27 protein-coding genes are annotated in these 23,586 nt (G+C 71.5%); 13 read left to right on the top strand and 14 right to left on the bottom strand.

All coding sequences use genetic code 11. The features are described 5' to 3' along the window. Positions 1-171 precede the first annotated feature (171 nt). Both AB0M99_RS32550 and AB0M99_RS32545 read right to left on the bottom strand, forming a co-directional pair. The gene (locus AB0M99_RS32550; protein WP_365926892.1) at positions 172-582 is read right to left on the bottom strand and encodes a hypothetical protein; all 411 of its coding nucleotides are present in this window, start codon (positions 580-582) and stop codon (positions 172-174) included. A gap of 87 nt (positions 583-669) precedes the next feature. Further along, positions 670-1,881 carry a pyridoxal phosphate-dependent aminotransferase gene (locus AB0M99_RS32545; protein ID WP_365926890.1) on the bottom strand — a complete coding sequence of 404 codons (1,212 nt, stop codon included), beginning with the start codon at positions 1,879-1,881 and terminating at the stop codon, positions 670-672. A 369-nt stretch (positions 1,882-2,250) separates the two neighbouring features. On the opposite strand from AB0M99_RS32545, the gene AB0M99_RS32540 reads away from it, so the two are divergent. Beyond that, entirely contained in the window at positions 2,251-2,721 is a 471-nt protein-coding gene (locus AB0M99_RS32540) for a hypothetical protein (RefSeq protein ID WP_365926888.1), read from the top strand. A 122-nt stretch (positions 2,722-2,843) separates the two neighbouring features. On the opposite strand, the gene AB0M99_RS32535 is transcribed toward AB0M99_RS32540, so the two are convergent. From AB0M99_RS32535 to AB0M99_RS32525, 3 genes are all read right to left on the bottom strand, one after another. Continuing rightward, positions 2,844-3,182 (bottom strand): hypothetical protein, encoded by a 339-nt coding sequence (locus tag AB0M99_RS32535; protein WP_365926886.1) that lies wholly within the window; start codon positions 3,180-3,182, stop codon positions 2,844-2,846. Positions 3,183-3,469: 287 nt separating this feature from the next. Further along, the gene (locus AB0M99_RS32530) at positions 3,470-3,694 is read right to left on the bottom strand and encodes a DeoR family transcriptional regulator (RefSeq protein WP_365926884.1); all 225 of its coding nucleotides are present in this window, start codon (positions 3,692-3,694) and stop codon (positions 3,470-3,472) included. A 2-nt stretch (positions 3,695-3,696) separates the two neighbouring features. After that, positions 3,697-4,908 (bottom strand): PTS transporter subunit EIIC, encoded by a 1,212-nt coding sequence (locus AB0M99_RS32525; RefSeq protein WP_365926901.1) that lies wholly within the window; start codon positions 4,906-4,908, stop codon positions 3,697-3,699. A 299-nt stretch (positions 4,909-5,207) separates the two neighbouring features. Between AB0M99_RS32525 and AB0M99_RS32520 the strand changes: the two genes are divergently transcribed. Continuing rightward, positions 5,208-5,762 (top strand): GNAT family N-acetyltransferase, encoded by a 555-nt coding sequence (locus tag AB0M99_RS32520; protein WP_365926882.1) that lies wholly within the window; start codon positions 5,208-5,210, stop codon positions 5,760-5,762. Here the strand turns inward: AB0M99_RS32520 and AB0M99_RS32515 are convergent. After that, the gene (locus AB0M99_RS32515) at positions 5,729-5,992 is read right to left on the bottom strand and encodes a DUF397 domain-containing protein (RefSeq protein WP_365926880.1); all 264 of its coding nucleotides are present in this window, start codon (positions 5,990-5,992) and stop codon (positions 5,729-5,731) included. The genes AB0M99_RS32520 and AB0M99_RS32515 overlap by 34 nt on opposite strands. After that, entirely contained in the window at positions 5,989-6,783 is a 795-nt protein-coding gene (locus AB0M99_RS32510) for a helix-turn-helix transcriptional regulator (protein WP_365926878.1), read from the bottom strand. Before AB0M99_RS32510 ends, AB0M99_RS32515 begins: the two co-directional genes overlap by 4 nt. Positions 6,784-6,885: 102 nt before the next feature. Here AB0M99_RS32510 and AB0M99_RS32505 point away from each other — a divergent pair, with 102 nt between their 5' ends. Both AB0M99_RS32505 and AB0M99_RS32500 read left to right on the top strand, forming a co-directional pair. Further along, on the top strand, positions 6,886-7,293 hold the full coding sequence (locus AB0M99_RS32505; protein ID WP_365926876.1) for an ATP-binding protein: 408 nt from the start codon (positions 6,886-6,888) through the stop codon (positions 7,291-7,293). A 67-nt stretch (positions 7,294-7,360) separates the two neighbouring features. Then, positions 7,361-7,720 (top strand): hypothetical protein, encoded by a 360-nt coding sequence (locus AB0M99_RS32500; protein ID WP_365926874.1) that lies wholly within the window; start codon positions 7,361-7,363, stop codon positions 7,718-7,720. Here the strand turns inward: AB0M99_RS32500 and AB0M99_RS32495 are convergent, their stop codons facing one another. The 5 genes from AB0M99_RS32495 to AB0M99_RS32475 all read right to left on the bottom strand — a co-directional run bounded on the left by AB0M99_RS32495 (position 7,721) and on the right by AB0M99_RS32475 (position 12,475). Next, positions 7,721-8,167, bottom strand: a complete 447-nt coding sequence (locus AB0M99_RS32495; RefSeq protein WP_365926872.1) for a nitroreductase/quinone reductase family protein — start codon at positions 8,165-8,167, stop codon at positions 7,721-7,723. A gap of 118 nt (positions 8,168-8,285) precedes the next feature. Further along, on the bottom strand, positions 8,286-8,471 hold the full coding sequence (locus AB0M99_RS32490; protein ID WP_365926870.1) for a hypothetical protein: 186 nt from the start codon (positions 8,469-8,471) through the stop codon (positions 8,286-8,288). Between the two features lie 78 nt (positions 8,472-8,549). Beyond that, positions 8,550-9,560, bottom strand: a complete 1,011-nt coding sequence (locus AB0M99_RS32485; RefSeq protein ID WP_365926868.1) for a YdcF family protein — start codon at positions 9,558-9,560, stop codon at positions 8,550-8,552. 42 nt (positions 9,561-9,602) lie between these two features. Further along, complete coding sequence (locus tag AB0M99_RS32480; RefSeq protein ID WP_365926866.1) at positions 9,603-11,189, bottom strand: D-aminoacylase; 1,587 nt, start codon at positions 11,187-11,189, stop codon at positions 9,603-9,605. A 2-nt stretch (positions 11,190-11,191) separates the two neighbouring features. After that, entirely contained in the window at positions 11,192-12,475 is a 1,284-nt protein-coding gene (locus AB0M99_RS32475) for an alanine racemase (RefSeq protein WP_365926864.1), read from the bottom strand. Between the two features lie 264 nt (positions 12,476-12,739). Between AB0M99_RS32475 and AB0M99_RS32470 the strand changes: the two genes are divergently transcribed. Next, the gene (locus AB0M99_RS32470) at positions 12,740-13,504 is read left to right on the top strand and encodes an IclR family transcriptional regulator (protein WP_365926862.1); all 765 of its coding nucleotides are present in this window, start codon (positions 12,740-12,742) and stop codon (positions 13,502-13,504) included. Continuing rightward, a complete protein-coding gene (locus AB0M99_RS32465) occupies positions 13,501-13,911 on the top strand; it encodes a RidA family protein (protein WP_365926860.1) in 411 nt (136 codons plus the stop codon). The genes AB0M99_RS32470 and AB0M99_RS32465 overlap by 4 nt, the downstream gene beginning before the upstream one ends. 59 nt (positions 13,912-13,970) lie before the next feature. Here AB0M99_RS32465 and AB0M99_RS32460 read toward each other — a convergent pair whose 3' ends face one another. Further along, positions 13,971-15,302, bottom strand: a complete 1,332-nt coding sequence (locus AB0M99_RS32460) for a M14 family metallopeptidase (protein WP_365926858.1) — start codon at positions 15,300-15,302, stop codon at positions 13,971-13,973. Between the two features lie 108 nt (positions 15,303-15,410). Beyond that, positions 15,411-17,102: a glycosyl hydrolase family 18 protein gene (locus tag AB0M99_RS32455; RefSeq protein WP_365926856.1), complete on the bottom strand. Its 1,692-nt coding sequence runs from the start codon at positions 17,100-17,102 to the stop codon at positions 15,411-15,413. A gap of 384 nt (positions 17,103-17,486) precedes the next feature. Here AB0M99_RS32455 and AB0M99_RS32450 point away from each other — a divergent pair, with 384 nt between their 5' ends. The 7 genes from AB0M99_RS32450 to AB0M99_RS32420 are packed head-to-tail and all read left to right on the top strand — an operon-like array spanning position 17,487 to position 23,581. After that, positions 17,487-18,401 carry a hypothetical protein gene (locus AB0M99_RS32450; protein ID WP_365926854.1) on the top strand — a complete coding sequence of 305 codons (915 nt, stop codon included), beginning with the start codon at positions 17,487-17,489 and terminating at the stop codon, positions 18,399-18,401. Positions 18,402-18,441: 40 nt separating this feature from the next. Further along, complete coding sequence (cpaB, locus tag AB0M99_RS32445; protein WP_365926852.1) at positions 18,442-19,143, top strand: Flp pilus assembly protein CpaB; 702 nt, start codon at positions 18,442-18,444, stop codon at positions 19,141-19,143. A gap of 7 nt (positions 19,144-19,150) precedes the next feature. Next, the gene (locus tag AB0M99_RS32440; protein WP_365926850.1) at positions 19,151-20,473 is read left to right on the top strand and encodes an AAA family ATPase; all 1,323 of its coding nucleotides are present in this window, start codon (positions 19,151-19,153) and stop codon (positions 20,471-20,473) included. 21 nt (positions 20,474-20,494) lie between these two features. Beyond that, positions 20,495-20,839 carry a TadE/TadG family type IV pilus assembly protein gene (locus AB0M99_RS32435; protein ID WP_365926848.1) on the top strand — a complete coding sequence of 115 codons (345 nt, stop codon included), beginning with the start codon at positions 20,495-20,497 and terminating at the stop codon, positions 20,837-20,839. Next, positions 20,836-21,267 (top strand): TadE/TadG family type IV pilus assembly protein, encoded by a 432-nt coding sequence (locus tag AB0M99_RS32430; protein ID WP_365926846.1) that lies wholly within the window; start codon positions 20,836-20,838, stop codon positions 21,265-21,267. Before AB0M99_RS32435 ends, AB0M99_RS32430 begins: the two co-directional genes overlap by 4 nt. 2 nt (positions 21,268-21,269) lie before the next feature. Beyond that, entirely contained in the window at positions 21,270-22,646 is a 1,377-nt protein-coding gene (locus AB0M99_RS32425; protein WP_365926844.1) for a CpaF family protein, read from the top strand. Continuing rightward, positions 22,643-23,581, top strand: a complete 939-nt coding sequence (locus tag AB0M99_RS32420) for a type II secretion system F family protein (protein WP_365926842.1) — start codon at positions 22,643-22,645, stop codon at positions 23,579-23,581. Before AB0M99_RS32425 ends, AB0M99_RS32420 begins: the two co-directional genes overlap by 4 nt. The last annotated feature ends 5 nt before the right edge of the window (positions 23,582-23,586 follow it).

Below are 23,586 nucleotides of genomic sequence, written 5' to 3'. Positions count from 1 at the left end.
GACACAGACACCTGGCCGGCCACCGCATCGCCGCAGTGGCCGGCCAGGCCGAGTCGGCGGGCCGGTGGCCTCTGGCGCAGGAGCCGAATCCGGCTGCCGAGCGGCGGCTCAGACCGCCCCGCAGGGGCATGGCGCCCGGTCCGGAGCCTCCGCGGCCCCGGACCGGGGCCGTCAGTGGGCGCCGGCCAGGTCCAGGGAGGACAGGGCGGCGGCGTGCGCGTCCATGCGCTCGGCGGCGAGGATCGCGACGGTGGTGTCGGCGCGGGACGCGGCGACGAGGAGGGCGCGGGCGGCGAGGTCGTGCGCACGCTGGTGCAGCGCGGCGGTGTCCCCGGCGGAATCGGAGGACCCGGCGGCGCCGTGGTCGGCGCGGGTCGGCTGGGCCCCGCGCAGGCGCGCGACCTGGTCGGCGATCCGGTCGGCGGCGTCCTGGAGCCCGAGCTCGTCGGTCAGCGCGAGCAGCGCGGCGAGGTGCCCGGCGAGCTGGATGTCCAGGGCCTCGCCGCGGCTGCTGCGCGGGTAGTCGCTGGGGTGGCCGCCCCCGTGGTGGACGACCGGCTTGGTGCGGATCGGCTCGTACATGAGGAGGCCTCCTGCGTGGTCAGGAGACCATCCTACATTGGATTGGTTCTAAGATTGAGTTGAATCCTGGTAGAGCCTCGCCGGAGCCTACGGCTGGCTGTAGCCGTCCAGGAAGTTCCCGATCCGCGTCACCGCGTCCGCCAGGTCCTTCGACGTGGGCAGCGTGACGATCCGGAAGTGGTCGGGCTCGGTCCAGTTGAAGCCCGTACCGTGCACGACCATGATCTTCTCGGCCCGCAACAGGTCGAGGACCATCTGGCGGTCGTCCTTGATCTTGTAGACCGAGGGGTCGAGCTTCGGGAAGAGGTACAGCGCGCCCTTGGGCTTGACGCAGGTGATGCCGGGGATCTGCGTGAGCAGGTCGTACGCCGTGTCGCGCTGCTCCACCAGGCGCCCGCCGGGGAGGACCAGGTCCACGATGGACTGCCGGCCGCCGAGGGCCGTGGCGATGGCGTGCTGGGAGGGCATGTTGGCGCAGAGCCGCATGTTCGCCAGGATCGTCAGGCCCTCGATGTACGACGCGGCGTTCTTCTTCGGGCCGCAGACGGCCATCCAGCCGGCCCGGTAGCCCGCGACGCGGTAGTTCTTGGACAGCCCGTTGAAGGTCAGGCAGAGCAGGTCCGGGGCGATGGCGGCGGTGTTGGTGTGCGTGGCGCCGTCGTAGAGGATCCGGTCGTAGATCTCGTCCGAACAGACCACCAGGTTGTGGCGGCGGGCGATGTCGGTGAGCCCGCGCAGCATCTCGTCGTCGTAGACGGCGCCGGTCGGGTTGTTCGGGTTGATGATCACGAGCGCCCGGGTGCGGTCGGTGATCTTGCGCTCGATGTCGGCGAGGTCCGGCATCCAGTCGGCCTGCTCGTCGCAGCGGTAGTGCACGGCCGTGCCGCCCGCGAGGCTCACGGAAGCCGTCCACAGCGGGTAGTCCGGCGCCGGGACGAGCACCTCGTCGCCGTCGTCGAGCAGCGCCTGCATCGACATCTGGATCAGCTCGGAGACGCCGTTGCCGAGGTAGATGTCCTCGACGTCCAGGTCGATGCCCTTGGTCTGGTAGTGCTGCATGACCGCGCGGCGCGCGGAGAGCAGCCCCTTCGCGTCCCCGTAGCCGTGGGCGTTGCCCAGGTTGCGGAGCATGTCCTCAAGGATCTCCGGCGGGCAGTCGAAGCCGAAGGCCGCGGGGTTGCCGGTGTTGAGCTTGAGGATGCGATGACCTGCTGCTTCGAGTCGCATGGCCTCTTCGAGCACGGGGCCGCGGATCTCGTAGCAGACATTGGCGAGTTTCGTTGACTGGATCACCTGCATGACGGGAGCTTACGGGGCCCCGTGCGGGCGTGCCGCGCTATTTCGGCCCTTGGTGTGGGGCGCGATATGTCCCGTTTCGCGCGAAGGGCGGGTGCGGGCGGCGCGCACCCTTGGAAACGGTGCCTCCGTGCCGCTGCGGCCTGCGGAATGAGTGCCACCCGCGGTCGGCCGTCGGCCCGGTGTTGCGCTCGTCACTGAACCGTCGGGCCCGGCGGCCAGGGCAGCGCGAAGATCTCAGATCCTCCGCCGTCTGCTGCCCTCCGTTGTCGAAGGCTGTGACAACCTGGCCGTCTGCGCGTCCCGGTCCCGGCCCTGGACTGCCCGAACCCCCGTGCCGTGTTCATGCCATCGCTGTCATAATCGGACGTTGTGTGGACAACGCTTGCGCCGCTCATCGGCGTCCTGCTCGGCGGGCTCATGTCGATGCTGGCCCAGCGCTCGGCAGGACGCGCCTTGGAACGAGGCGAGGCGCGCCGCAGTGTTCGTGAACTTGCCGAGGTGCGCCGCAGCGAGCGTCTCACTCACCTCATCGAATTTCTGTCTGCGGTGCAGGAAGCCGAACGAGTCGCGGTGGATCGGCATCACCACAACCTGGCTGACGAGCAGTGGCAGGCCCGGGCAGGACAGGTCCTTGACAGGGTGTGGGTGATGCAGAAGACGATCCACGTGCTGTGCACGTCCGAGGTCAGCGAAGCGGCACGTAGCCTCGCGTGGGCAGTGCAGGAAGTGATCAGGAAGGGCCCCGAAGACCCGGGAGAGCCACAGGATGAGAAGGTCTGGGCGCACATCCGTCCGAGCCGACAGGCATTCCTTGATCTCGTGCGCGACCAGCTGAGTTGAACCCCGGGGAGGGGTTCGGCAGCTGCCGTGAGCGGCCCGGGACAAGCAGCACCGGCAGCAGGCCGTCGAATGGCTCCTTGGCCCATCGACAAGCTGATCACGATCACTTCGGAATGACTCGTCTAGAAGTACGTCGTGGCACCGGAGACGAGCGTGCCGACGAGGAGGGCGAAGGCCGCGGCGGCCTTGCCGTCGACCCACGGGCGGAAGGTCTTGCGGGGTGCGCGCGTGCGCGTGCGCAGCAGGGCGTCCGTCGCGTGGCCGGTGGTCAGGGGGACCATCAGCGTCTTCAGCTCGTCCAGGCCGAGGTGGAGCGTGCGGTCGGTGGCCAGCGCGCCGAGGGTCACGCCGAGGACGGCCGCCACGGCGACCGGCGCCGACGGGGCCGGCTGGGGGCCGCGGCCCCGGGGGGCACTCTTGCGCTCCGCCAGGGCGGACGCCACCACGAAGGCGGCGGTCACGAGGACGGCCGCGATGAGCGCGAAGAGTCCGGCGGTCTTCCGGGTGTCGGGGGATACGGGTACATCCGATCTGGGGGGAGGGGGCCCGGTCCGGTGGAACCTAGTCGAAGGAAGACGCAGGTGAACTGGCCGATATCGCCCGCTGAATGACCGGAATAGGACATTCCGAATCTTTCGTCGAAGTGATCCGTGTCATACCGAAAGGGGTGCCGGACATGCGGAAACCCGCGGCGGGCGGGCCCGGTGAGGGGCCGCCCGCCGCGGGCGGGTGGTGGTGGGGGCGGTTGTCAGGCCGCCGGGGCCGACCGGGAGGTCGCGCCGCAGCGCACCCGGGTCACACGGCCCTCGGCGGCCAGTTGCCGAAGGTCCCGGTGGATGGTCATCCGGCTCACGCCCAGGTCGCGCACGAGGTCCGCGACCAGTACGAAGCCCCGGGCCTCGGCCGCGGCGGCGATGAGCTCCCGCCGCGCCCCGCAGGGCATGCCCAGGCCGGGGGTCCGCTGACCCGGCACGGCTACTTCGCCTCGGCCTTGAGCAGCTCGGCGAGCTCCTCGTCGGACTCGCGGCCCGGGGTGGGGAGGTTCCACTTGGTGATCGCGAAGCGGAAGACGAAGTAGTAGACGACCGCGAAGCAGAGCCCGATGCCCGCCAGGCCCCACGGGTTGGAGGCGATGCCGAGGTTGAGGAAGAAGTCGATGGCGCCGGCCGAGAAGCCGAACCCGTCCTTCATGCCGAGCGCCCAGGTCAGCGCCATGGACACACCGGTCAGGACCGCGTGGATCGCGTACAGCACCGGGGCGATGAACATGAAGGTGAACTCGATCGGCTCCGTGATGCCCGTGACGAAGGCGGTGAGCGCGAGGGAGAACATCATGCCGCCGACGACCTTGCGGCGCTCGGGGCGGGCGCAGTGGACGATCGCGAGGCAGGCGGCCGGGAGGGCGAACATCATGATCGGGAAGAAGCCGGTCATGAACTGTCCGGCGCTCGGGTCACCGGCGAGGAAGCGGGCGATGTCGCCGTGCTTGCCGTCGAACTCGCCCGCCTGGAACCACGGGAAGGAGTTCAGCAGGTGGTGCATGCCGACGGGGATCAGCGCGCGGTTGGCGACGCCGAAGATGCCCGCACCGACGGCGCCGGAGTTGACCAGCCACTCGCCGAAGCCGTGGATGCCCTTGCCGAGCACCGGCCAGATCAGGCCGAAGACGATGCCGGTGACCAGGCCCGCCAGGGAGGACAGGATCGGGACGAGGCGGCGGCCGCCGAAGAAGCCCGCCCAGTCCGGCAGCTTGGTCCGGTAGAACCGCTGGTACAGCAGCGCGACGATGATGCCCATCACCACACCGCCGAGGACACCGGCGTTGACGGGCGCCTCGACCAGGGCGACCTTGTGGTCGACGACCGCCTCGATCTTCGGGACGTTGCCGTCGGTGAAGGTGCCCAGCACCTTGGCGAAGACCAGGTAGCCCGCGACGGCCGCGAGGCCGGTGGAGCCGTCGGCCTTCTTCGCGTAGCCGACCGCGATGCCCACGGCGAAGAGCAGCGCCAGGTTGTCGAAGATGGCGCCGCCGCCGGCGGCCATGTACCGGGCTATCTCGTTGCACCAGCCCGGCAGCGACTTGCTGCCCAGCATGTCGCCCTGGCCGAAGCGCATCAGCAGCGCGGCGGCGGGCAGCACGGCGATCGGCAGCATGAGGCTGCGGCCGAGGCGCTGCATGACCGCCATGGCGGCGGAATTCTTCTTGGCGGTCGGCGCGGTCTGCGCGGCCGTACTCACGTGGCTTCCTCCGTGGGAACCGGCGCGTTGCCAGGGCAGGTAGCACTTGTGTGGGCTGGGCAACAGCGATGTGGAACACGCCATTTGGACGTGGTGTAGTCCAGTTGTAACACGGTTAAAACGGCATAAATGAGGTGAGCAGAATAATGCGGACCTAAGGCCCGGGAAGAGGGGTCGCAGGCCCCGTGGGCCGGTGCCTTCCGGCGTGCCCCCGGGTGCCGGGCGGGCCGGCTGGCAGCATCGAAGGCATGGACTACCGGTACGCGACCGAGGCCGACGCGCCCGCCATGGCGGCGCTCTTCGCCGCCAACCACCACGACGCGCTCACGGAGGAGCAGCGGGCCGCCCAGGGCTTCGTGCAGGGTGCGTTCGACGAGGCCGCGCTGAGCCGGATGGCCCGGGGCGGGGAACTGCTCGTCGCGGACGACGCGGGCCGGGTCGCCGGCCTGCTCGCGGTGTCGGTGGCGCAGGACATGCCCGCCCCGCCGCCGCCGGTCCTGGGCCTGCTCCGGGCCCAGGACACGCTGCACTGGCGGGGCCGCCCGCTGGGCGAGACCCGCTGGCTGCTCTACGGCCCGGTGGTGGTCGACGCCGCCCACCGCGGCCACGGCGTGGCCCGCGGCCTGTTCACCATGGCCGTCGCGGAGGCGTCCGGCCGCGCGGAGGCGCTCGTCGCCTTCATCGAGGTGGGGAACCTGCCGTCCTGGCGCGTGCACGTGGACGGCTTCGGCATGACCCCGCTGGGCGACTACGTGGCCGCCGACCGCACCTACACCGCGGTGGCGGCTCCCGCCGACGCCTGACCGGCGAGGAACGCCGCCCATGCCGTGGCCGCCACCGCGAACCGCGGACTCGTCTCGCCGAGCTTGGAGTCCCGGACGTGCACAGTGTGCGGGCAGGTGGCGACCTCGACGCAGTTGCTGCCCTGGGCGTCGCTGTACGTCGACTTCCGCCAGTCCAGGGCGACTTCGACGCAGTTGCCGCCCTGGCCGTCGCTGTAGCTGGACTTGAACCACGTCATGTCGCTGCTCATAGTTCCTCCGCGAGCTTCTTGATGTACTCCGCCGAATCCGCCGCGCTGAGGGCGTTTGTGCGGATCATGCCATGGGCCTGAGTGAGCGCGCTGACCTTGTCGGGGTGGGAGTACATCGCACTCGTTTCCTGCCCATCGGCCCATGTCCATACCTGATGCTCGGGGGTCTCCAGGAGGATGATCGGCCCGACGAGGGCGACACCTGGACACTTGCCCCGGGGCAGTACCTGCACGGAGACGTTGCGCAAGTCGGAGAGCTGCAGGCCGTGCAGCAACTGGCGTCGCATTACGTCCGATCCGCCAACGTCGGTGTTCAGCGCGGCCTCATTGACGATGAAGCTGTACATCGTCCTGATCCGGCGCCTCATCACTTGCTGGCGTTCGAGGCGTGCCCGGACGCGTTCCTCGACAGTCTCGTCATCCAGGAGGGGGCTGCTGGAGCTGATCAGGGCCCGCGCGTACTCCTCGGTCTGCAACAACCCCGGGATCAGCAGCGGCTCATAGTTGTTGAAGGCGAAGCACTCGGCCTCCGCCGCCATGAACTCCTCGGACCGTTTCGGGAACGGATCCGGCTTCATGAACTCCGAGATAGCCGCCAGTTTTCCGGCGGCTCCGAACATCTGGTCCGCGACCTGGAGCAGCCGCAACGTCGGCCTCCGGCGGCCCAGTTCCATCGACTTCACCGTCTCCGGGTCGTAATTGGCCTCCGCCGCCAGTTCCTCCCGGGTCTTGCCCGCCTCCGTGCGCCACAGCTTGATCTGGTTGCCGCCGTACCGCCACGCCTCGGTCATCGGTCGTCTCTCCCCTCGCACCGGTACCGCGCGTGTACAACCGGCCCCCGTCTACGCGCGGTTACTCGCCCGGCCCATACCCCCGACACCACTGTATGGACCATGGATCACCCCATCGAGTGGCGCTACCCCCGCGCCCTCCGCAGCGTCCCCCGCGCCCGCGCCCGTCTCGCCGCCCAGGTCCGGGAGTGGAAGCTGTCCGACGACACCGCCGAGACGGCCGGGCTCCTGCTCGGCGAGCTGATGGCCAACGCCTGCCGCCACGCCCGCGTGCCCCCCGGGCGGGAGGTGTGGGTGCGGTGCCTGCTCGCGGGGGAGCGGCTGCGGGTGGAGGTGCTCGATGCCGGGCGGGAGCTGCCCGTACTGCGCGATGCCCGGCCCCTGGCGGAGTCGGGCCGGGGGCTGGCCATCGTGGCGGCGCTGGCCGGGGCCTGGGGGGCGTACCCGAGGGAGTGCGGGATCGGGAAGACGGTGTGGTTCGAGCTCGCCACGCCGAATGATCACGAATGAACGGTTCGTCCTGCGGGGCCTTCCTAGGGTCTGTGTCGCACACCCCCTACCGAAGGGCTCCACCCCCATGAAGCTCCGCAACACCGCAGCCGCGGCGGTCGCCGCCCTCGCCCTGGTCCTGTCGCTGCCCGGCTCGGCCCTGGCCGCCCAGGGCAACTTCTCGTACAAGTACGTCGACGGCTTCGGCCAGCAGCAGAAGGTCGCCCTGCACGACCCCCACAGCGGCCAGTGCATCAACCTGTACGTCGTCGGCGACGAGAGGAACACGCCCGGCTACGGCCCGCACAACGAGACCGACCGGGCGGTGACCGTCTACGCCGGCGCCGGCTGCACGGGCGCCGAGTGGCGGCTGAAGGCGCACGGCAAGCCCGCGCGGGACGACCTGTACGTGCGCTCCGTGCGGTTCGACGTCAGGGCGGACTCGTGATCAGCACTCGATGATCACCAGCGGGATCTCCCGCGGCCGGGCCGCCGCCTGGTAGTCGTCGTAGGCCGGCCACAGGGCCGTCATGGCCGCCCAGTACGTCTCGCGCTCCGCCGGGTCCGCCGTGCGGGCGCGGGCCCGGGCGGTCAGGGCGCCGACCTGGAGGCGCACCTCGGGGTGGGCGGACAGGTTCCGGTACCAGGCGGGGTGGTGCGCCGCGCCGTCGGCGGCCGCCAGGACGATGTACCGGTCCTCGTCCCGCACGTAGATCAGCGGGCTGCGCACCGTACGGCCCGAGACGCGGTCGAAGGTGGTGAGCAGCAGGGTCGGGACCCCGTGCCAGAGGTGTCCGTCGGCACCCGCGGAGTCGACGTACGCGCGCACGTGGTCGAGACGGCGGCCGGGCGGGGGGTCGGCCGGGTGGTCCCAGTCGATGGTGGCGGTCTGCATCCTGCTGTCCTCCGGATCGGGCCCCCGGGCGGCTAACGAGCGGCCACCGATTCTGGATGCGGCCCGGCCCCGCACGGCGAGGAGCCCCCGGGGCCGGGCACCGGGGGCGGGGTCGCCGCTACGGGAGGTAGCGCTCGATGACCTGCGGGCCCTTCTCCTCGATCAGCTTGCGTGCCGCCTCGACGCGCTCCGGAGTCACGTCGCGGCCGGTGGCCATCACCAGGTCTTCGGGGTCGTACGGCCGTTCCCCGCCGGTGTGGAGCCGGTCCGACCGCGTGGGCTGCTGGTCCGATTCACTGTCCATCGGATACCTCCTCCTGTGGTTCCTGGCCCCATCCTCCGACCGTGGCCCCATGAACGCACTTCGGGCGCGCCGGGCATTTCAGGCGGCGAGGACGGTGATCAGCACCCCGAGGGCGAACAGTGATCCGCAGATCGCGAAATTGACCGCCTTGTGCTCCACGAAGACGGCGACGAACTCGCGGATCGTGGCGCTCGGCCAGAAGTACGCCGCGGTCGGCGAGCCCAGCACCTGGCCGTTCACGCCCGCCTTGCGGGCCATCATCGCCGCGCGGAAGGCGTGGAAGTTGTTGGTGACGACCACGCACCGGTAGTCCGGGTCGTCCCCGGCCATGATCTTCCGGCTGAGGACCAGGTTCTCCGCCGTCGTGCGCGACCGGTCCTCCAGCCGGACGTGCTCCGCGGGGACGCCCTCGGCGATCAGCCAGTCGGCCATCGCCCGGGCCTCGGCGACCTTCTCGTCCGAGCCCTTGCCGCCCGAGGTCAGCAGCAGCGGAACCTTGCGGCCGCGGGCGACCTGGGCCTCGTAGATCTCCATGCCCTTGCGCAGCCGGGAGGCCAGCAGGGGTGGCACCCGGTCCCCGCCGATCAGGCCGGAGCCGAGCATCACCACGTAGTCGACGTCGCCGCGCACCTTGATCCGGCCGTAGAGGAAGGCGTACGCGAGGAAGCAGAGGAAGAGGAAGGAGACGTAGACTGCGATCATGATCAGCATGAAGGTCAGCCCGGCGATCTCGGTCGAGCCGGTGCCCATCGCGGTGATCGTCAGGGCGAGCAGTGCGAAGATCGCCAGCCCGGCCAGCAGGGACAGCAGGTTTCCGAGGCTGCGGCCCTCCTTGCGGGCCATCGTCACGCCGTTGGCGACGAGGAAGCAGGCCAGGGCGACGACGCCGACGGACGGGACCAGGAACACGGCGAGGGCGATGAGCCCGCCCAGGGCGCCCGGCAGGTGCCTGACCTGGTAGAGCAGGGCGATCGACAGGGTGACGAAGGTGAGGCCGAGGAGGACCGCGTTGCGGAAGCGGCGGCGGTCCTCCCGCACGCTCACGCAGAAGAGGGCGAAGAGGAGGGCGGCAGGGACAAAGGCGACCATGTCGGCCATCGTAGGCGGGCCGGGTGAACGTCCGTGCGACTTCTAAGCGGCCTCGGGGTGGGGCGTGCGGCGGACCGTGCGGCCGGCGAGGACGTCCGTCCGGCGCCCGTCGCGCATCACGAAGCGGCCGTCGATCAGCACGTACGGGATGCCGGTGGGCAGCGCGCGCGGCCGCTCGTACGTCGACCCGGCCGCGACCGTATCGGGGTCGAAGAGCACCAGGTCGGCGCGGTACCCCTCGCGGAGCAGACCCCGGTCGGGCAGCCGCAGGCGGGCCGCCGGGCGGCCCGCCAGGTGGGCCACGCACTCCTCCAGGGTCAGCACGCCGAGCTCGCGGACGTAGTGGCCGAGGTAGTGCGGGAAGGTGCCGTACGCCCTCGGGTGCGGCTTCGCGCCCTGGAGGATGCCGTCGGAGCCGCCCGTGTGCACGGGGTGGCGCATGATCGCCCGGACGTTCTCCTCGTGCCCGACGTGCTGGAGGATGCCCGTGCGCAGCCGGTCCTCCAGCAGGAGCCGCCGGGCGGCCTCCCAGCCGGGCAGGCGGGTGCCGACGTACGCCGAGAGGGCGGGATCGCCTACGCCCGAGATCTCGATCGTGGACCAGTCGACCGGGACCCCGTGGCAGCCGTCGGCGCCCTCCACCTCCAGCGCGTGCCGGATCCGCCCGGCCTCGGCGTCGTCGCGCAGCCGGGCCAGGACCGCCTCCGGGCCGCCCTCGCCCGCCCAGCTCGGCAGGAGGGCGACGAGGGTCGTGGAGCCGGGGGTGTACGGGTAGCTGTCGAGGGTGATGTCGCAGCCGTCGGCCAGCGCCGCGTCGAGCAGGGCCAGCAGTTCGGGGGCGCGGCCGGCGTTCTCGCCGAAGTTCATGGTGGCGTGCGCGAGGTGCAGGGCGCAGCCGGCCCCGCGGGTCAGCTCGACCATCTCGGCGTAGGCGGCGAGCGCGCCGCGGCCGTAGGAGCGGTGGTGCGGGCAGTAGTAGCCGCCGTAGCGGGCGACGACCCGGCACAGCTCGGTCAGCTCGGCGCCGGACGCGTACATGCCGGGGGTGTAGGTCAGCCCGGAGGACATCCCGACGGCGCCCTCGGCGAGTCCGTCGGCGACGAGCGTGCGCATCCGGTCCAGCTCGGCGGGGGTGGCCGGGCGGTCCTCCCAGCCGAGGGCGTACGCGCGGACCGTGCCCTGCGGGACGAGGTAGGCGGCGTTGACGGCGGTGCCCCGGCCGCCGTGGGCGCGGTCCAGGGCGTCGAGGTAGCCGCCGACGGTGCGCCAGGTGAAGTCGACGTCTTCGCCCGGGCCGTTCCAGCCCGCGATGGCGGCCCGCACCTCGCCGAGGGTGCGGTCGTCGACGGGGGCGTAGGAGATGCCGTCCTGGCCGAGGACCTCCAGGGTCACGCCCTGGGCCGCCTTGGCGGCGTGGTCCGGGTCGCGGAGCAGGGCGAGGTCGCTGTGGGCGTGCATGTCGACGAAGCCCGGGGCGAGGGCGAGCCCGTGGGCGTCGAGGGTCCGCCGCCCTCCGGCCGGGATCCGGCCGATGGCGGCGATGCGGCCCTCGTGGACGCCGACGTCGGCCGTGTACGGGGGCCCGCCCGTGCCGTCGACGACGCGGGCCCCGCGGATGACCAGGTCCACCGTCAGAAGAACGTGCGGATGTAGTCGGTGACCGTGCCGTCGGCCGCCACGACCGGGATCAGCGGCCACTTCTCGAAGATCGTGCAGGGGTGCGACATGCCGAGGGCGACCCAGTCGCCGACGTCCAGGTCCTCGGCCGAGTCGGTCTCCAGCCAGGCGTGCTGGTCGGAGAGCTTGGTGACGCGGATCCCGGTGGCGGGGCGCTCGGTCCCGCCGAGGGCGTCGCGCACCAGCTCGGCCTCGGGCAGGCCGAGGTCGTAGGCGATGTCGCGCTTGCCGGCGTTGACGAAGGCCTGGGTGGGGGAGGGGCGGGAGACGACCTGGGTCCAGAGGCGGAAGGCGGGGCGCAGGCCGCCCTCCGCGGGGACGCGGTTGAAGGGGGTCAGGCGGGTGTACCAGCCGTGGTCGTGCGAGACGTACGCGCCGGAGCGCAGCAGGCGCAGGGCGGGCCGGGTCAGTTCCGGGAGCTCGGCGAAGACGTCGGCGACGGCGTCGAACCAGGCCGAGCCGCCGGCGCTGACGACGATCTCCTCCAGGGCGGGGGAGAAGCGGCCGGCCTTGTCGAACTCGACCACGAGGCCGGTGAGGCGGCGCAGGTACGCGTGCACGCTGTCCGGGTCGGCGCCGGGCACCTCGGCCTCGTAGCCCGCGATGCCGACGAGGCGCAGGGTGGTTGCGGCCAGGGCGACGGCGTCGGCCACGGCGCGGCAGTCGTCGTCGGTGCGGGCGCCGGTGCGGGCGCCCTCGCCGGCGCCGAGCTCGATGACGACGTCGACGCGGACGCCGAGGCCCTCCAGGGCGCGGTCCATGAGCTGTACGCCGCGCACGGAGTCGACGTAGCAGACGAAGCGGAAGTCGGGATCGGCGACGAGCTCGGCGGCGACCCAGCGCAGGGCGGCGGGATCGACGAGCTCGTTGGCGAGGAAGATGCGCCGGATGCCGAAGGCGCGGTAGACGCGGGCCTGGTGGGGGACGGCGGCCGTGATGCCCCAGGCGCCGTGGTCGAGTTGGCGGTGGAAGAGCTGCGGGGCCATGCAGGTCTTGCCGTGCGGGGCGAAGGCGAGGCCGTGGCGGGCCGCGTACTCGCCGAGGGCGGCGAGGTTGTGCTCCAGCGCGTCCGCGTCGAGCGTCAGGACCGGGGTGGTGAACCCGCCGGTGTAGAGGTCCCGCCGCTCGGCGGCGAGCTGCCCGACGGTGAGGCCGGCGGCCTGCGCGTCCGGGGGCAGGCCCTTGAACCGGTGGTCCACCGGCTCGTCGGCGAGTTCCTTGACGGGGTCGCTGGCCATGCGGGTGCCTCCCGGGGTACGCGGTTGCGCTGTCTGCAACGGTCGTTGCGTATGCCGCTGCATGCTGTCTAACATCCCGGGTGACGACGGGTCAACGCCGGCGGCCCGGCGCGGCCGGGCTGGATTCGGGCTGATGCCGCCTTTTGGCGGGCTGGTTGCCGCGCAGCGGCAAAATCCGGCCCCGCCGGCGATTGAGGCGCGGGTCCGGGCGGAGCCCGGTGCTCCGCGGAGCGGAGTTGCTGTGACGACAGAGGAGGCGGCGGCGTGAGCCAGTCCGTGGAGCGGGCGTTGCGGATCCTGCCGGTCCTGGCCAAGGGCCCGGCCGGGCTGGGGGACGTGGCCGAGGCGCTCGGCGTGCACAAGAGCACCGCCCTGCGGCTGCTCCGCACGCTGCACGAGCACGGTTACGCGTACCGCCAGGCCGACGGCCGCTACCGCCTCGGCGCGCAGCTCTTCGCGCTCGCCGCCGAGGCCGTCGAGAACCTCGACGTCCGCGACATCGCGCATCCGCACCTCGTCGAGCTGAACCGGACCACCGGCCACACCGTCCACCTCGCCCTGCACCAGGACGACGAAGTCGTCTACGTGGACAAGGTCGACAGCCGCTACCCCGTGCGGATGTACTCCCGCATCGGAAAGCCCGTACCCCTGACCGTCGCCGCCGTCGCGAAGGTGCTCCTCGCCGACCTCCCGCCCGCCGAGCGCGCGGCCCTGGCCGGCCGGGTCGAGTACCCCCGGTACACGGCCGTCTCGACCCCCGACGCCGCCGCCTTCCTGCGCGAGCTGGAACTCGTACGCGAACAGGGCTGGGCCGCCGACCTCGGCGGTCACGAGGAGGCCATCAACTGCGTCGGCGCACCCGTCCGCGGCCCCGGCGGACGGGTCGTCGCGGCGCTGTCGCTCTCCGCGCCGACCGCCGCGGCCACCGCCGAAGCGCTGCTCGAACTCCTGCCGCTCGTCCTGCACACCGCCGACACCATCAGCCGGGAGTACTCCGGCTCCGCACAGGAAGACGACCACCCCTCATGACCGAGAAGACCGCGATCACCCCCGACACCCACACCGCGCCGCCCGCGAAGTTCTCGCACGGCGTGCGCAAGGGGAACATCCTCCAGGTGGCCGGCCAGGTCGGCTTCCTGCCGCACGTGGACGGACAGCCGCCCACCCCGGCGGGTCCGGGCCTGCGCGAGCAGACCCTGCAGACGCTGGAGAACGTCCGCTCCGTCCTGGAGGCCGGGGGCGCGGGCTGGGACGACGTGATGATGATCCGCGTCTACCTCACGGACACCGGCCACTTCGCCGAGATGAACGAGATCTACAACGCGTACTTCGAGGAGCAGGGCCTGGGGCAGGCCCCGGCCGCCCGGACGACCGTCTACGTCGGCCTGCCCGGCGGGCTGCTCATCGAGATCGACGCCCTCGCCGTCCTCGGCTAGGCACGACGGAGGGGCGCCCCCCTGGCGGTGGGGCGCCCCCGTTCAAACGGCCTCGGCGGCTACGAGCAGTACTGCGACTGCTTGCCGATCGAGCGGTACATGCAGTCCGCGTTCTCCAGGAGCTGGAGCACCGCGTCCTTGTTGCGCGCGGTCTCGCGGTCGATGACCTCGTCCGGCGGGTAGAAGCCGCCGCCACCGCTCTCCGGGTACATCTCGAAGGTGTAGGAGAAGATCTTCTGGTTGCCCCACAGCCAGTCGTCGATCGTCCCGTCGGTGATGTACAGGTCGCTCGACTGCTCCGGCGTGTAGCCGTTGCTGTTGGCCATGTTCGTGCCGATGGTCTTGTACACCGCCAGGTCGTCGGCGGTCAGGCCCGGCGCGGTGTCGTTGTACGTCCACCCGTACGGCCACAGCACCAGCTCGCTGTAGGTGTGGAAGTCGATGGCGGCCTTGATCTGCTGCTTGCCGCCGATCACGCGGCTGCGCACGAAGTCGGAGACCGCCTTCACCTCGGGCGTCGACTCGGCGGCGGGGCCCCGGTAGGTCTCGGAGCTCTTGCTGCCGCTGGAGCCGCCGCAGCAGCCCCACTTGTAGTTCCAGTTGCGGTTCTCGTCGGTGCCCACGTACGAGGAGCCCGAGTTCGGCTGGCGGTTCTTGCGCCACGAGCGGTAGGAGCCCGTCGCGATGTCGTACTCGCCGCCGTCCGGGTTGAGGTCGGGCACGATCCAGATCTCGCGGCCGTTGACCGCGTTGGTGACGCGGGAGTCGGTGCCGTACTTCGAGCCGAACTCCTTGAGCAGGTAGAGCGCCATCTCGACGGTCAGGTGCTCGCGGGCGTGCTGGTGGGCGGTGAAGAGGACCTCGGGCTCGTTCTCGTCGGTCGCGACGTTGTCGCTGATCTTGATCGCGAAGAGATCCCGGCCCTGGTACGACTTTCCGATCACCTTCTTGCTCATGATCGAGGGGTACTGCGCGATGCGCTGGTCGATCTCGGCGCTGGCCTCGGCGTAGTTGTGGTACTTGGCGTCCGCCGACGGGAAGTCCATCGTGCCGACCGCGATCCCGGGCTCGGTGCGGACCGGCGGGCCGGGCAGGGCCGTCAGGCGGTAGCCGAGCTTGCGCAGGGCCTTGGCCTGCATGGTGTCGGCGCTGACGACGACCGAGCGGGAGTCGACCTCGTCGATGGAGATGCCGGTGCGCAGCAGGTCGGTGCGCTCCGCGGCGGTGGACGGGCCCTGGATCTCGTACTGGACGATCGCCTCGTCCTGGGTGGCCGTGGACGGTGTCGGTGGCGGTGCCGCTGTCGCGCTCAGGCCGTAGGCGGGTGCGCCGAGCGCGAGCGCCAGCAGGGCCGCCGTGACGGCGGCCCTCCGGCGGTTGTGGAGCCGCATGCGTTCTCCTGGGTGGGGAGTGTGGGGGTAGCCGTGCGGACGCGCACAGCGTGCTCTTGTGGCATGTCCCGGTCAAGACCTCGAATCAGCCACCCCTACACGTACCGCCTAGGGCAGGCCGTGGACCTTGGGACCCACCGCGTTGGACCAAGCGCTACCCGCCTTGGCGTCCCAGTTGGTCGACCAGGTCATCGCGCCGCGCAGCCCGGGGTAGGTCTTCGACGGCTTGAAGGATCCGCAGTTCGTGCCGCGCGCCAGGCAGTCCAGCGCGTTGTTCACGATGGTCGGGGAGACGTAGCCGCTGCCCGCGCCGCTCGGTGAGGCCGGCACGCCGATGCCCACCTGCGAGGGGTCGAGGCCGCCCTCCAGCTGGATGCAGGCGAGCGCGGTGAGGAAGTCCACCGAGCCCTGGGAATAGACCTTGCCGTCGCAGCCGTTCATGGAGCCGCTGTTGTAGTACTGCATGTTGACGACGGTCAGGATGTCCTTGATGTTCAGCGCGGTCTTGAAGTAGCCGCCCTGCGTGGACTGCATGTCGATGGTCTGCGGGGCCATCGTGATGACGAGCGAGGGGCCCGCCTTCGAGGACAGCGAGCGCAGGGCCTGCGTCATGTAGGTCGGGTTGAGGCCGTTCTCCAGGTCGATGTCGATGCCGTTGAAGCCGTACTCCTGCATCAGTGCGTGGGCGGAGTTGGCGAGGTTGGTCGCCGAGGCCGAATCATTGACCGAGATCGTGCCCTTCTCGCCGCCGATCGACAGGATGACGGACTTGCCGGCCGCCTTCTTGGCGGCGATGTCCGCCTTGAACTGCGCGACCGTGTAGCCGCCGAGTCCCGCCGAGTCGAGGTTGAAGGCGATGGCGCCGGGCGTGGTCGTGGCGTCGGCGAAGGAGACGGCGATGATGTCGTACTGCGCGGAGACGTCGGAGATCTTCTGGACGGTCGCGCCGTTGTTGAAGTTCTGCCAGTAGCCCGTCAGGGCGTGCTTGGGGACGGACGGGTTGGGGTTGCCGCCACCGCCCGTGGTGGTGCCGGTCACCGCCGCGGACTTCGGGCCCTCGCCCGCCGCGTTGTACGCGCTCACCTGGAAGGAGTACGAGGTCGAGGCGGCGAGTCCGGTGACCTGTGCGGAGGCGGCGGACACGGTCTGGACGCGGACGCCGTCCTGATACACGTAATAGCCGGTGGCCCCGCTGACGGCGTTCCACGAAAGGGTGAGCGCGCTTGCGCTCTGGCCGGAAACGGTGGTCCCGGACGGGGCGCCGGGGATGGACGGGCCGGGGTCGGTGCCGCCGCCCCCGTCGGGGCCGAAAACGCTGAACTCATCGACTGTGTAAGCGGGTTGGCCGTACCAGCCGTGCGTCCAGACCGTCACCTGGGTGGTGTTCGGGCCGGTGGTGAAGGTGGTGGACAGTTTCTGCCAGCCGCCGCCCGAGCCCGGGGTCCAGGTGGAGACGTCCTGGGTGCCGGTGCCGGTCGCGCCGAGGTAGACGTAGCTGCCCTGGACCTGCGTGCTCAGGGTGTAGGTCGAGTTCGGCTTGACCGTGACGGTCTGACTGCACTTCGCGTTGTCCTGGCCCGCCGGGGTCCCCCGGAGGGCGCCGGCTCCGGCGTACACGGGCGAGGGGACGACGGCTCCGCTGCCGCCGGTGCAGGACCAGTTGGCGAGACCGGACTCGAAGCCTCCGTTGCGGGCGACGTTGATGTCCGCGGCCTGCGCGGTTCCGGTGGCGAGGGCGGTCAGGCCGCCGGCGGTGAGTGTGGCGGCGCCCAGCAGGGCGAGGGAGCGTATGCGGTTCACGAGGGCTCCGGTGGGGGGAGGAATGGGGGTGAGGGGGAGCTGGGGCGGACGGGGAGCGAGTGGGGTCGCCCCGAAAACGTTTCAGCGCAGCCAAGTTGGTCCAGACCAATCTCCGTGTCAAGAGTGTTTGCAATGTGGCTTGAAATGTTCGGACCGCCAATCCTGGTTGTCCGGGTTTCCCCCACCTGTGACATGTGCTCGGGGCGCGGGAATCACCAAGCCCCTGCCCTGCCAGGGACGACGCGGATATGGTGCTGGAGCAAGGGGGAAGAGCGTTGATCGTTTGCGGTCGCGCAGCGTGTGTGCGGGCGTGGGATCAGGGGAAACCCGGTGGAAGCCGGGGGAGAACGCCCGCGGTGTACGGGGTGAACAGGGGGGATTCGCGTGCCGACCGCCATCGCTGTCACCAGTGCCGATCTGGTGCTGCCGGCCCCGGACCGGCACACGCCGGCGGCCGCGGTGCTGCCGCCGCCCGAGCAGGTCGACCTGGAGTGCTCGCTCGCCCACACGGCCGGCCTCCTGGAACGCCACGGGCACCTCGTGGTCGTCGTACCGCCCTGGCTGGCGCCCGCCGCCGCCCGCCGGCTGCGCACCGTACGGGCCATCCTGGAGAGCGACCGGATCGCGCTCCTCGACATCGATCTGCCCCCGCTGGGCACCGCCCTGCTGGTGCGTCAGCTGCGCCAGCTCAGCGTCTTCGACTTCAGCCCCGGCGTGCTCGCCTCCGCGGCCCGGCTGCTCTCCCACTACATCTACGCGGGCGCCCTGCTCGGCTCCGTGGCCAAGCTCGACCGGGTCCCCGTCGGGCTGAAGGCGCACGCCAAGTCCTGGTCCCCGAGCGCGCAGTTCGCCGTACTGGCCAACCCGGCGCCGCACCTGGTCAAGCTCGGCGGCCCGGGCGCCGGGCACGGCGCGCACGGGGGCGGCGGGCTGCCGCCCGGGCCCGAGTTCGCCACCCACCTCACCTTCGCCCGCGGCCAGCTCGCCTCGGACTGGGTCGCGTCCGAACTCGCCCCCGCCTGGCGGGTCCAGGGCGTCATGGAGAACCCGCTGCCGGCCGACTCGCCCGCCTGGTGGGCCACGCCCAAGCTGGTCGAGTTCGCCGCCGCCATCCCGGACCCGGCCCTGCTCCACCAGCTCGTCGCCTCGGTCCGCCGCGAGGAGTGCCGCTGGTGCGGCTTCGAGCTCATCGGCGACCGCTGCGGCTTCTGCGCCGCGCCGCTGACGGCCCCGCCGCCGGGGCAACAGGGGCAACACGGGGCAGCCGCGGCCGACCCGTACTCCAGATCCAGATCCTGACCGGCCCGAACGAACGAAGAACGGCGAGGTAGTACGTCCGATGAACTCACGCCAGCGCCGCGGCGTCATCCTGCTGCTCCTGTCGGTCCTGTGCGCCCTCGCGGCGTTCGGCGGGGTCCTCGTGGTGATCGGCGACGTCAACTCCAAGGTCGGCGCCGAGGTCGTCGCCTACCGCGTGAAGGGCGACATAGCGCCGTACAGCCCGCTGACCGCCGGCCAGTTCGAGGAGGTCACGGTTCCCGAGCGCTGGCTGTCCGAGACCGCCGTCACCGACCTCGGCGGGCTCAAGGACAAGATCGCGCTCACCACCCTGAAGAAGGGCTCGCTGCTCCAGTCGGACATGTTCGTCGACAAGCCGCAGCTCCAGCCCGGGGAGCAGGAGATCGCCATCATGATCGACGCGGCGACCGGCGTGGCCGGCAAGATCACCTCCGGCGCGAAGGTCAACATCATCGCCACCTTCAAGGGCGTCAAGGACACCGACCCGTCCCGCTCGGTGATCATCGTCGCCAACGCCCGGGTCCTGGGCGTCGGCAAGCTCACCGCCCTCGACAAGGACAGCGACAAGAAGGGCCCGGCCGAGGCCGTCCCGATCACCTTCGCCCTGAACACCAAGGACACCCAGCGCGTCGCGTACGCCGAGTCCTTCGCGGAGCACGTACGCCTGGCCCTGGTGGCCCCCGGCACCGAATCCGCGCCCGGCCCGGCGGACCGCACGTACACCCTCGACGGGGACAAGTGAGGCCCGGATGACCACCCGAATCCTCCCCGCGGTCGGCGACCCGGACGCCGCCCGCGCCATCGTGACCCTCATCGGCCGGCTCCCGGCCGCCGAACCGGCCGGCCCCGTCCCCGACTCCACCTCGCTGCTCGACACCCTCGCCCGGCTGGCCGCGCAGTCCATTGACGAACTGCCCGAGGTGGTCCTGGTCCACGAGCGGATCGGCCCGGTCCCCGCGCTGGAGGTCATCCGCGAGGTCGCCCTGCGCTTCCCGGCGGTGGGCGTGGTCCTGGTCTCCTCCGACGCCGGACCCGGGCTGTTCTCCGCCGCGATGGACTCGGGCGCCCGCGGCCTGATCAGCCTCCCCCTCGTCTACGAGGAGCTGGCCAGCCGCGTCCAGGCCGCCGCCCAGTGGGCCGTGGGCGTACGCCGCCACCTGGGCCGGGGGCCCGACCCGCGCACCGGGCCGGGCGGCCGGGTGGTGACGGTGACCGGGGCCAAGGGCGGGGTCGGCACCACCTTCACCGCGGTGCAGTTCGCGCTGGCCGCGGCCGCCGCGGGACGGCGCACCGCGCTCGTGGACATGGACCTCCAGGCCGGGGACGTGGGCTCGTACCTCGACGTGCAGTTCCGGCGCTCCATCGCCGACCTCGCCGGGATCCAGGACATCTCCCCGCGCGTCCTGCAGGACGCGGTGTACGACGACCGCACGGGCCTGGCGCTGCTGCTGGCCCCGGCGGACGGCGAACGGGGCGAGGAGGTCGACGACCGGGCCACCCGGCAGGTCCTCGGCGCCCTGCGCGGCCGCTACGAGCTCGTCGTCATCGACTGCGGCACCCAGGTGACCGGCGCGAACGCCGCCGCCGTGGAGATGGCCGACGTGGCGGTCCTGGTCACCACGCCGGACGTGGTCGCGGTGCGGGCCGCGAAGCGCATGGTCCGCATGTGGGAGCGGCTCCAGGTGCGCAAGGCCGAGGACACCTCCATGGTCGTCAACCGCTGGACCAAGCACACCGAGATCCAGCCCGCCCTCATCGAGAAGATCACCAGGACCCGGGCCACCCGCACCCCGGTCCCGGCCGCCTTCAAGGAGCTCCAGGCGGTCGTGGACGCGGGCCGGGTCCAGGACCTCGACAACCGCTCGACCGTGAAGCAGGCCCTGTGGGCCCTGGCGGGCGAACTGGGCCTGCTCGAAGCGCCGCAGGACCCGGCGGCGGCCCTGCCGGAACAGTCCGGCGGCGGCTCCGCGCTCGCGGTCCGCCCCGCCGGCCCGGTGGCCCGGCTGCGCGGCGGCGACCGCGGCACGCTGGGCCCGCTCGGCGCCTGGTCGCGCCGCGGCCGGGAGGGCTGAGGGATGCCGGGGCGCAGACGCATGCGCTCCGACCGGGGCCAGGTGGCGGTGGAGTTCGTCGGCACGGTGCCGCTGATCCTGCTGCTGGTGGCCGCGGTGTGGGAGTGCGTGCTGATCGGGTACGCCTTCTCCCTGGCGGGCAACGCGGCCGACGAGGCGGCGCGGGCGGGCGCCGTGAAGGGCCACGGGGCGTGCGTGACGGCGGCCGGGAAGTACGTGTCCCCCGCCTGGGGCCGCGAGGTGCGGTGCAAGGAGTCCGGAGACGTCTACACGGCCACGGTCACCCTCAACATCCCCGTGCTGCTCCCGGGGCTGGGCTTCGGTTCGATCGACGGCAAGGCCGGCGCGGCGATGGAGAGGGAGTGAGCGTGGACCGGGACGGGAAGCGGCGCTCCGGGCGCGACCGCGGGCTGCGCGGCGGCGGGCTGCTCGGCGGCGGGCGCGACCGCGGTCAGGTCGCCATCGAGTACATCGGCTTCGTGCCGATCATGCTGTTCGTCGCGCTGTGCGGGATCCAGCTCGGCTGGGTCGCGTACGTCCACGAGCAGGCGGACACCGCGGCCCGTACCGCCGCGCGCGTGGAGGCCCGCAACGGCAAGGGCGGGGAGGCGGCGGGACGGTCCGCGATCAGCGAGGGCCTGGCCGAGGGCGCCGGCTTCGCCTGGACCAGCACCGCCGACGCCGTCAGCGTCACCGTCACGCTCAAGGTCAACTCCATCGTGCCGGGGCTCTCCATCGACCCGGCCACGGCCACGGCGGTCATGCCCAACGACGCGCCCCCGAAGGGACCCTGACCATGAGCCTGCGCTCCCGCGTCACCACCCCCGACGAACGCCACGGCCCCCGCGAGGACGGCCGGCTGGTCTCCTCGTACCGCGCCAAGCTGCTGGAGGAGATCGACCTCGCCGAGATGTCCGCGCTCGCGCCCGCCGAGCGCCGGGCCCGCCTGGAGCGCGTACTCGGCCACATCATCAGCCGCGAGGGACCCGTCCTGTCCACCGCCGAGCGCGCGCAGCTGATCCGCCGCGTCGTCGACGAGGCACTCGGCCTCGGTGTGCTCGAACCGCTCCTCGAAGACCCGTCCATCTCCGAGATCATGGTCAACGGCCCCGACCAGATCTTCGTCGAGCGCGGCGGCCGCGTCGAACAGCTCCCGCTGCGCTTCGCCTCGCACGACCAGCTGATGCAGACCATCGAGCGCATCGTCTCCACCGTCAACCGCCGCGTGGACGAGGCGAATCCGATGGTCGACGCGCGGCTGCCGAGCGGCGAGCGCGTCAACGTCATCATCCCGCCGCTGTCCCTGACCGGCGCCACCCTCACCATCCGCCGCTTCCCGCGCGCCTTCACCCTGCACGAGATGATCGGCCTGGGCTCGCTCGACGAGCAGATGCTCCTCCTGCTGTCCGGCCTGGTCCAGGCGAAGATGAACGTGATCGTCTCCGGGGCCACCGGCACCGGCAAGACCACCCTGCTCAACGCCCTCTCCGGCCTGATCCCCGAGGGCGAGCGGATCATCACCATCGAGGACTCGGCCGAGCTCCAGCTCCAGCAGGCGCACGTCATCCGCCTCGAATCGAGGCCGGCGAACGTCGAGGGCAAGGGCCGCATCACCATCCGCGACCTCGTCCGCAACTCCCTGCGCATGCGCCCCGACCGCATCATCGTCGGCGAGGTCCGCGGCGGCGAGACCCTCGACATGCTCCAGGCGATGTCCACCGGCCACGACGGCTCGCTGGCCACCGTCCACGCGAACAGCTCCCAGGACGCCCTGATGCGCCTCCAGACGCTCGCCTCCATGTCGGAGGTGGAGATCCCGTTCGAGGCGCTCCAGGACCAGATCAACAGCGCCGTCAACGTCGTCGTCCAGCTCACCCGCTTCGGCGACGGCTCGCGCCGCATCACCGAGATCTCCATCCTCGACTCGCACGGCCGCGAGCCCTTCCGCATCATCCCGGTCTGCCGGTTCATGGCCCAGCCCATGGGCCCCGACTCCCGCGTGCAGGGCTACTTCCAGTACTACCCGCTGCCGCGGCGCATCGCGGACCGGCTGTACATGAACAGCCAGCCGATCCCGCAGGCCTTCGGGGTCGCCCAGCCGGACGACCACCTGGGCTCCTACGACGCCCACGACCCCCTCACCAGCCCCCGCCCCACCCGGACCGTCCTGTGAACCCACTGATCCTCCTCACCCTCGGCGCCACCCTGCTGACCTGCGTACTCGTGGTCCTGGGCGTGCACGCCTACGCCGCGGGCCACGCCCAGCGCGCCGCCCTCATCGAGCGCCTCTCCGCCAGCGGAGCACCCGAACCGACCGGCCGCGGGCGCCGCTTCCGCGCCCTGGACCGGCGGCTGCGCCGCACGGCACTGGGCCGCCGCATCGAGCTCAAGCTCGCCACGACCGGGCTGGACCTCACGCCGGGGGAGTTCTTCGTCTACATGCTGGGCTCGGTGGCGGGCGTCTGGCTGATCGCCGCCTCGCTGCTCGCCCCGTTCTTCGGCCCGGTCGCGGGCCTGATCGGCCTCTGGGCGGCGAACGCGTTCCTCAACTGGCAGCGCACCCGCCGCACGGAACGGTTCATCAACCAGCTCCCCGAACTCGCCCGCATCCTGGCCAACGCAACCCAGGCCGGCCTGGCCCTGCGTACGGCCATCGGCATAGCGGCCGAGGAACTGGAGGCCCCGGCGGGCGAGGAGCTCTCCCGGGTCGCCGACCGCCTCGCGGTGGGCCACTCCATCGAGGAGTCCCTGGGCGAGCTGACGCAGCGCCTCCCGTCGCGCGAACTGGTCGTCCTGGTCTCCACCCTGGTCCTGTCGGCCCGGGCGGGCGGCGCGATCGTGGGCAGCCTGCGCAACCTGACGGTGACCCTGGAACAGCGCAAGGAGACCCGCAGGGAGATCCGTACGCAGCTGTCGCAGGTGATGGTGACGGCCTACCTGGTCCCGGCGATCGGGCTCGGCTCGCTGCTGCTGGTGAACACGATGATGCCGGGCGCGCTCGACCGGATGACCGGGGCCTTCCTCGGGCAGACGGCGGTGCTCGTCTCACTGGGGCTGTTCACGCTGGGGTTCGTGCTCATCCGCCGGCTGTCCAAGATCGACGTGTGAGGGGT

This window comes from Streptomyces sp. NPDC051183, from assembly GCF_040682455.1.
GTDB lineage: Bacteria > Actinomycetota > Actinomycetes > Streptomycetales > Streptomycetaceae > Streptomyces.
The sequence above is the reverse complement of the archived record's forward strand: the minus strand, read 5'-3'. Positions and strand labels throughout refer to the sequence as shown.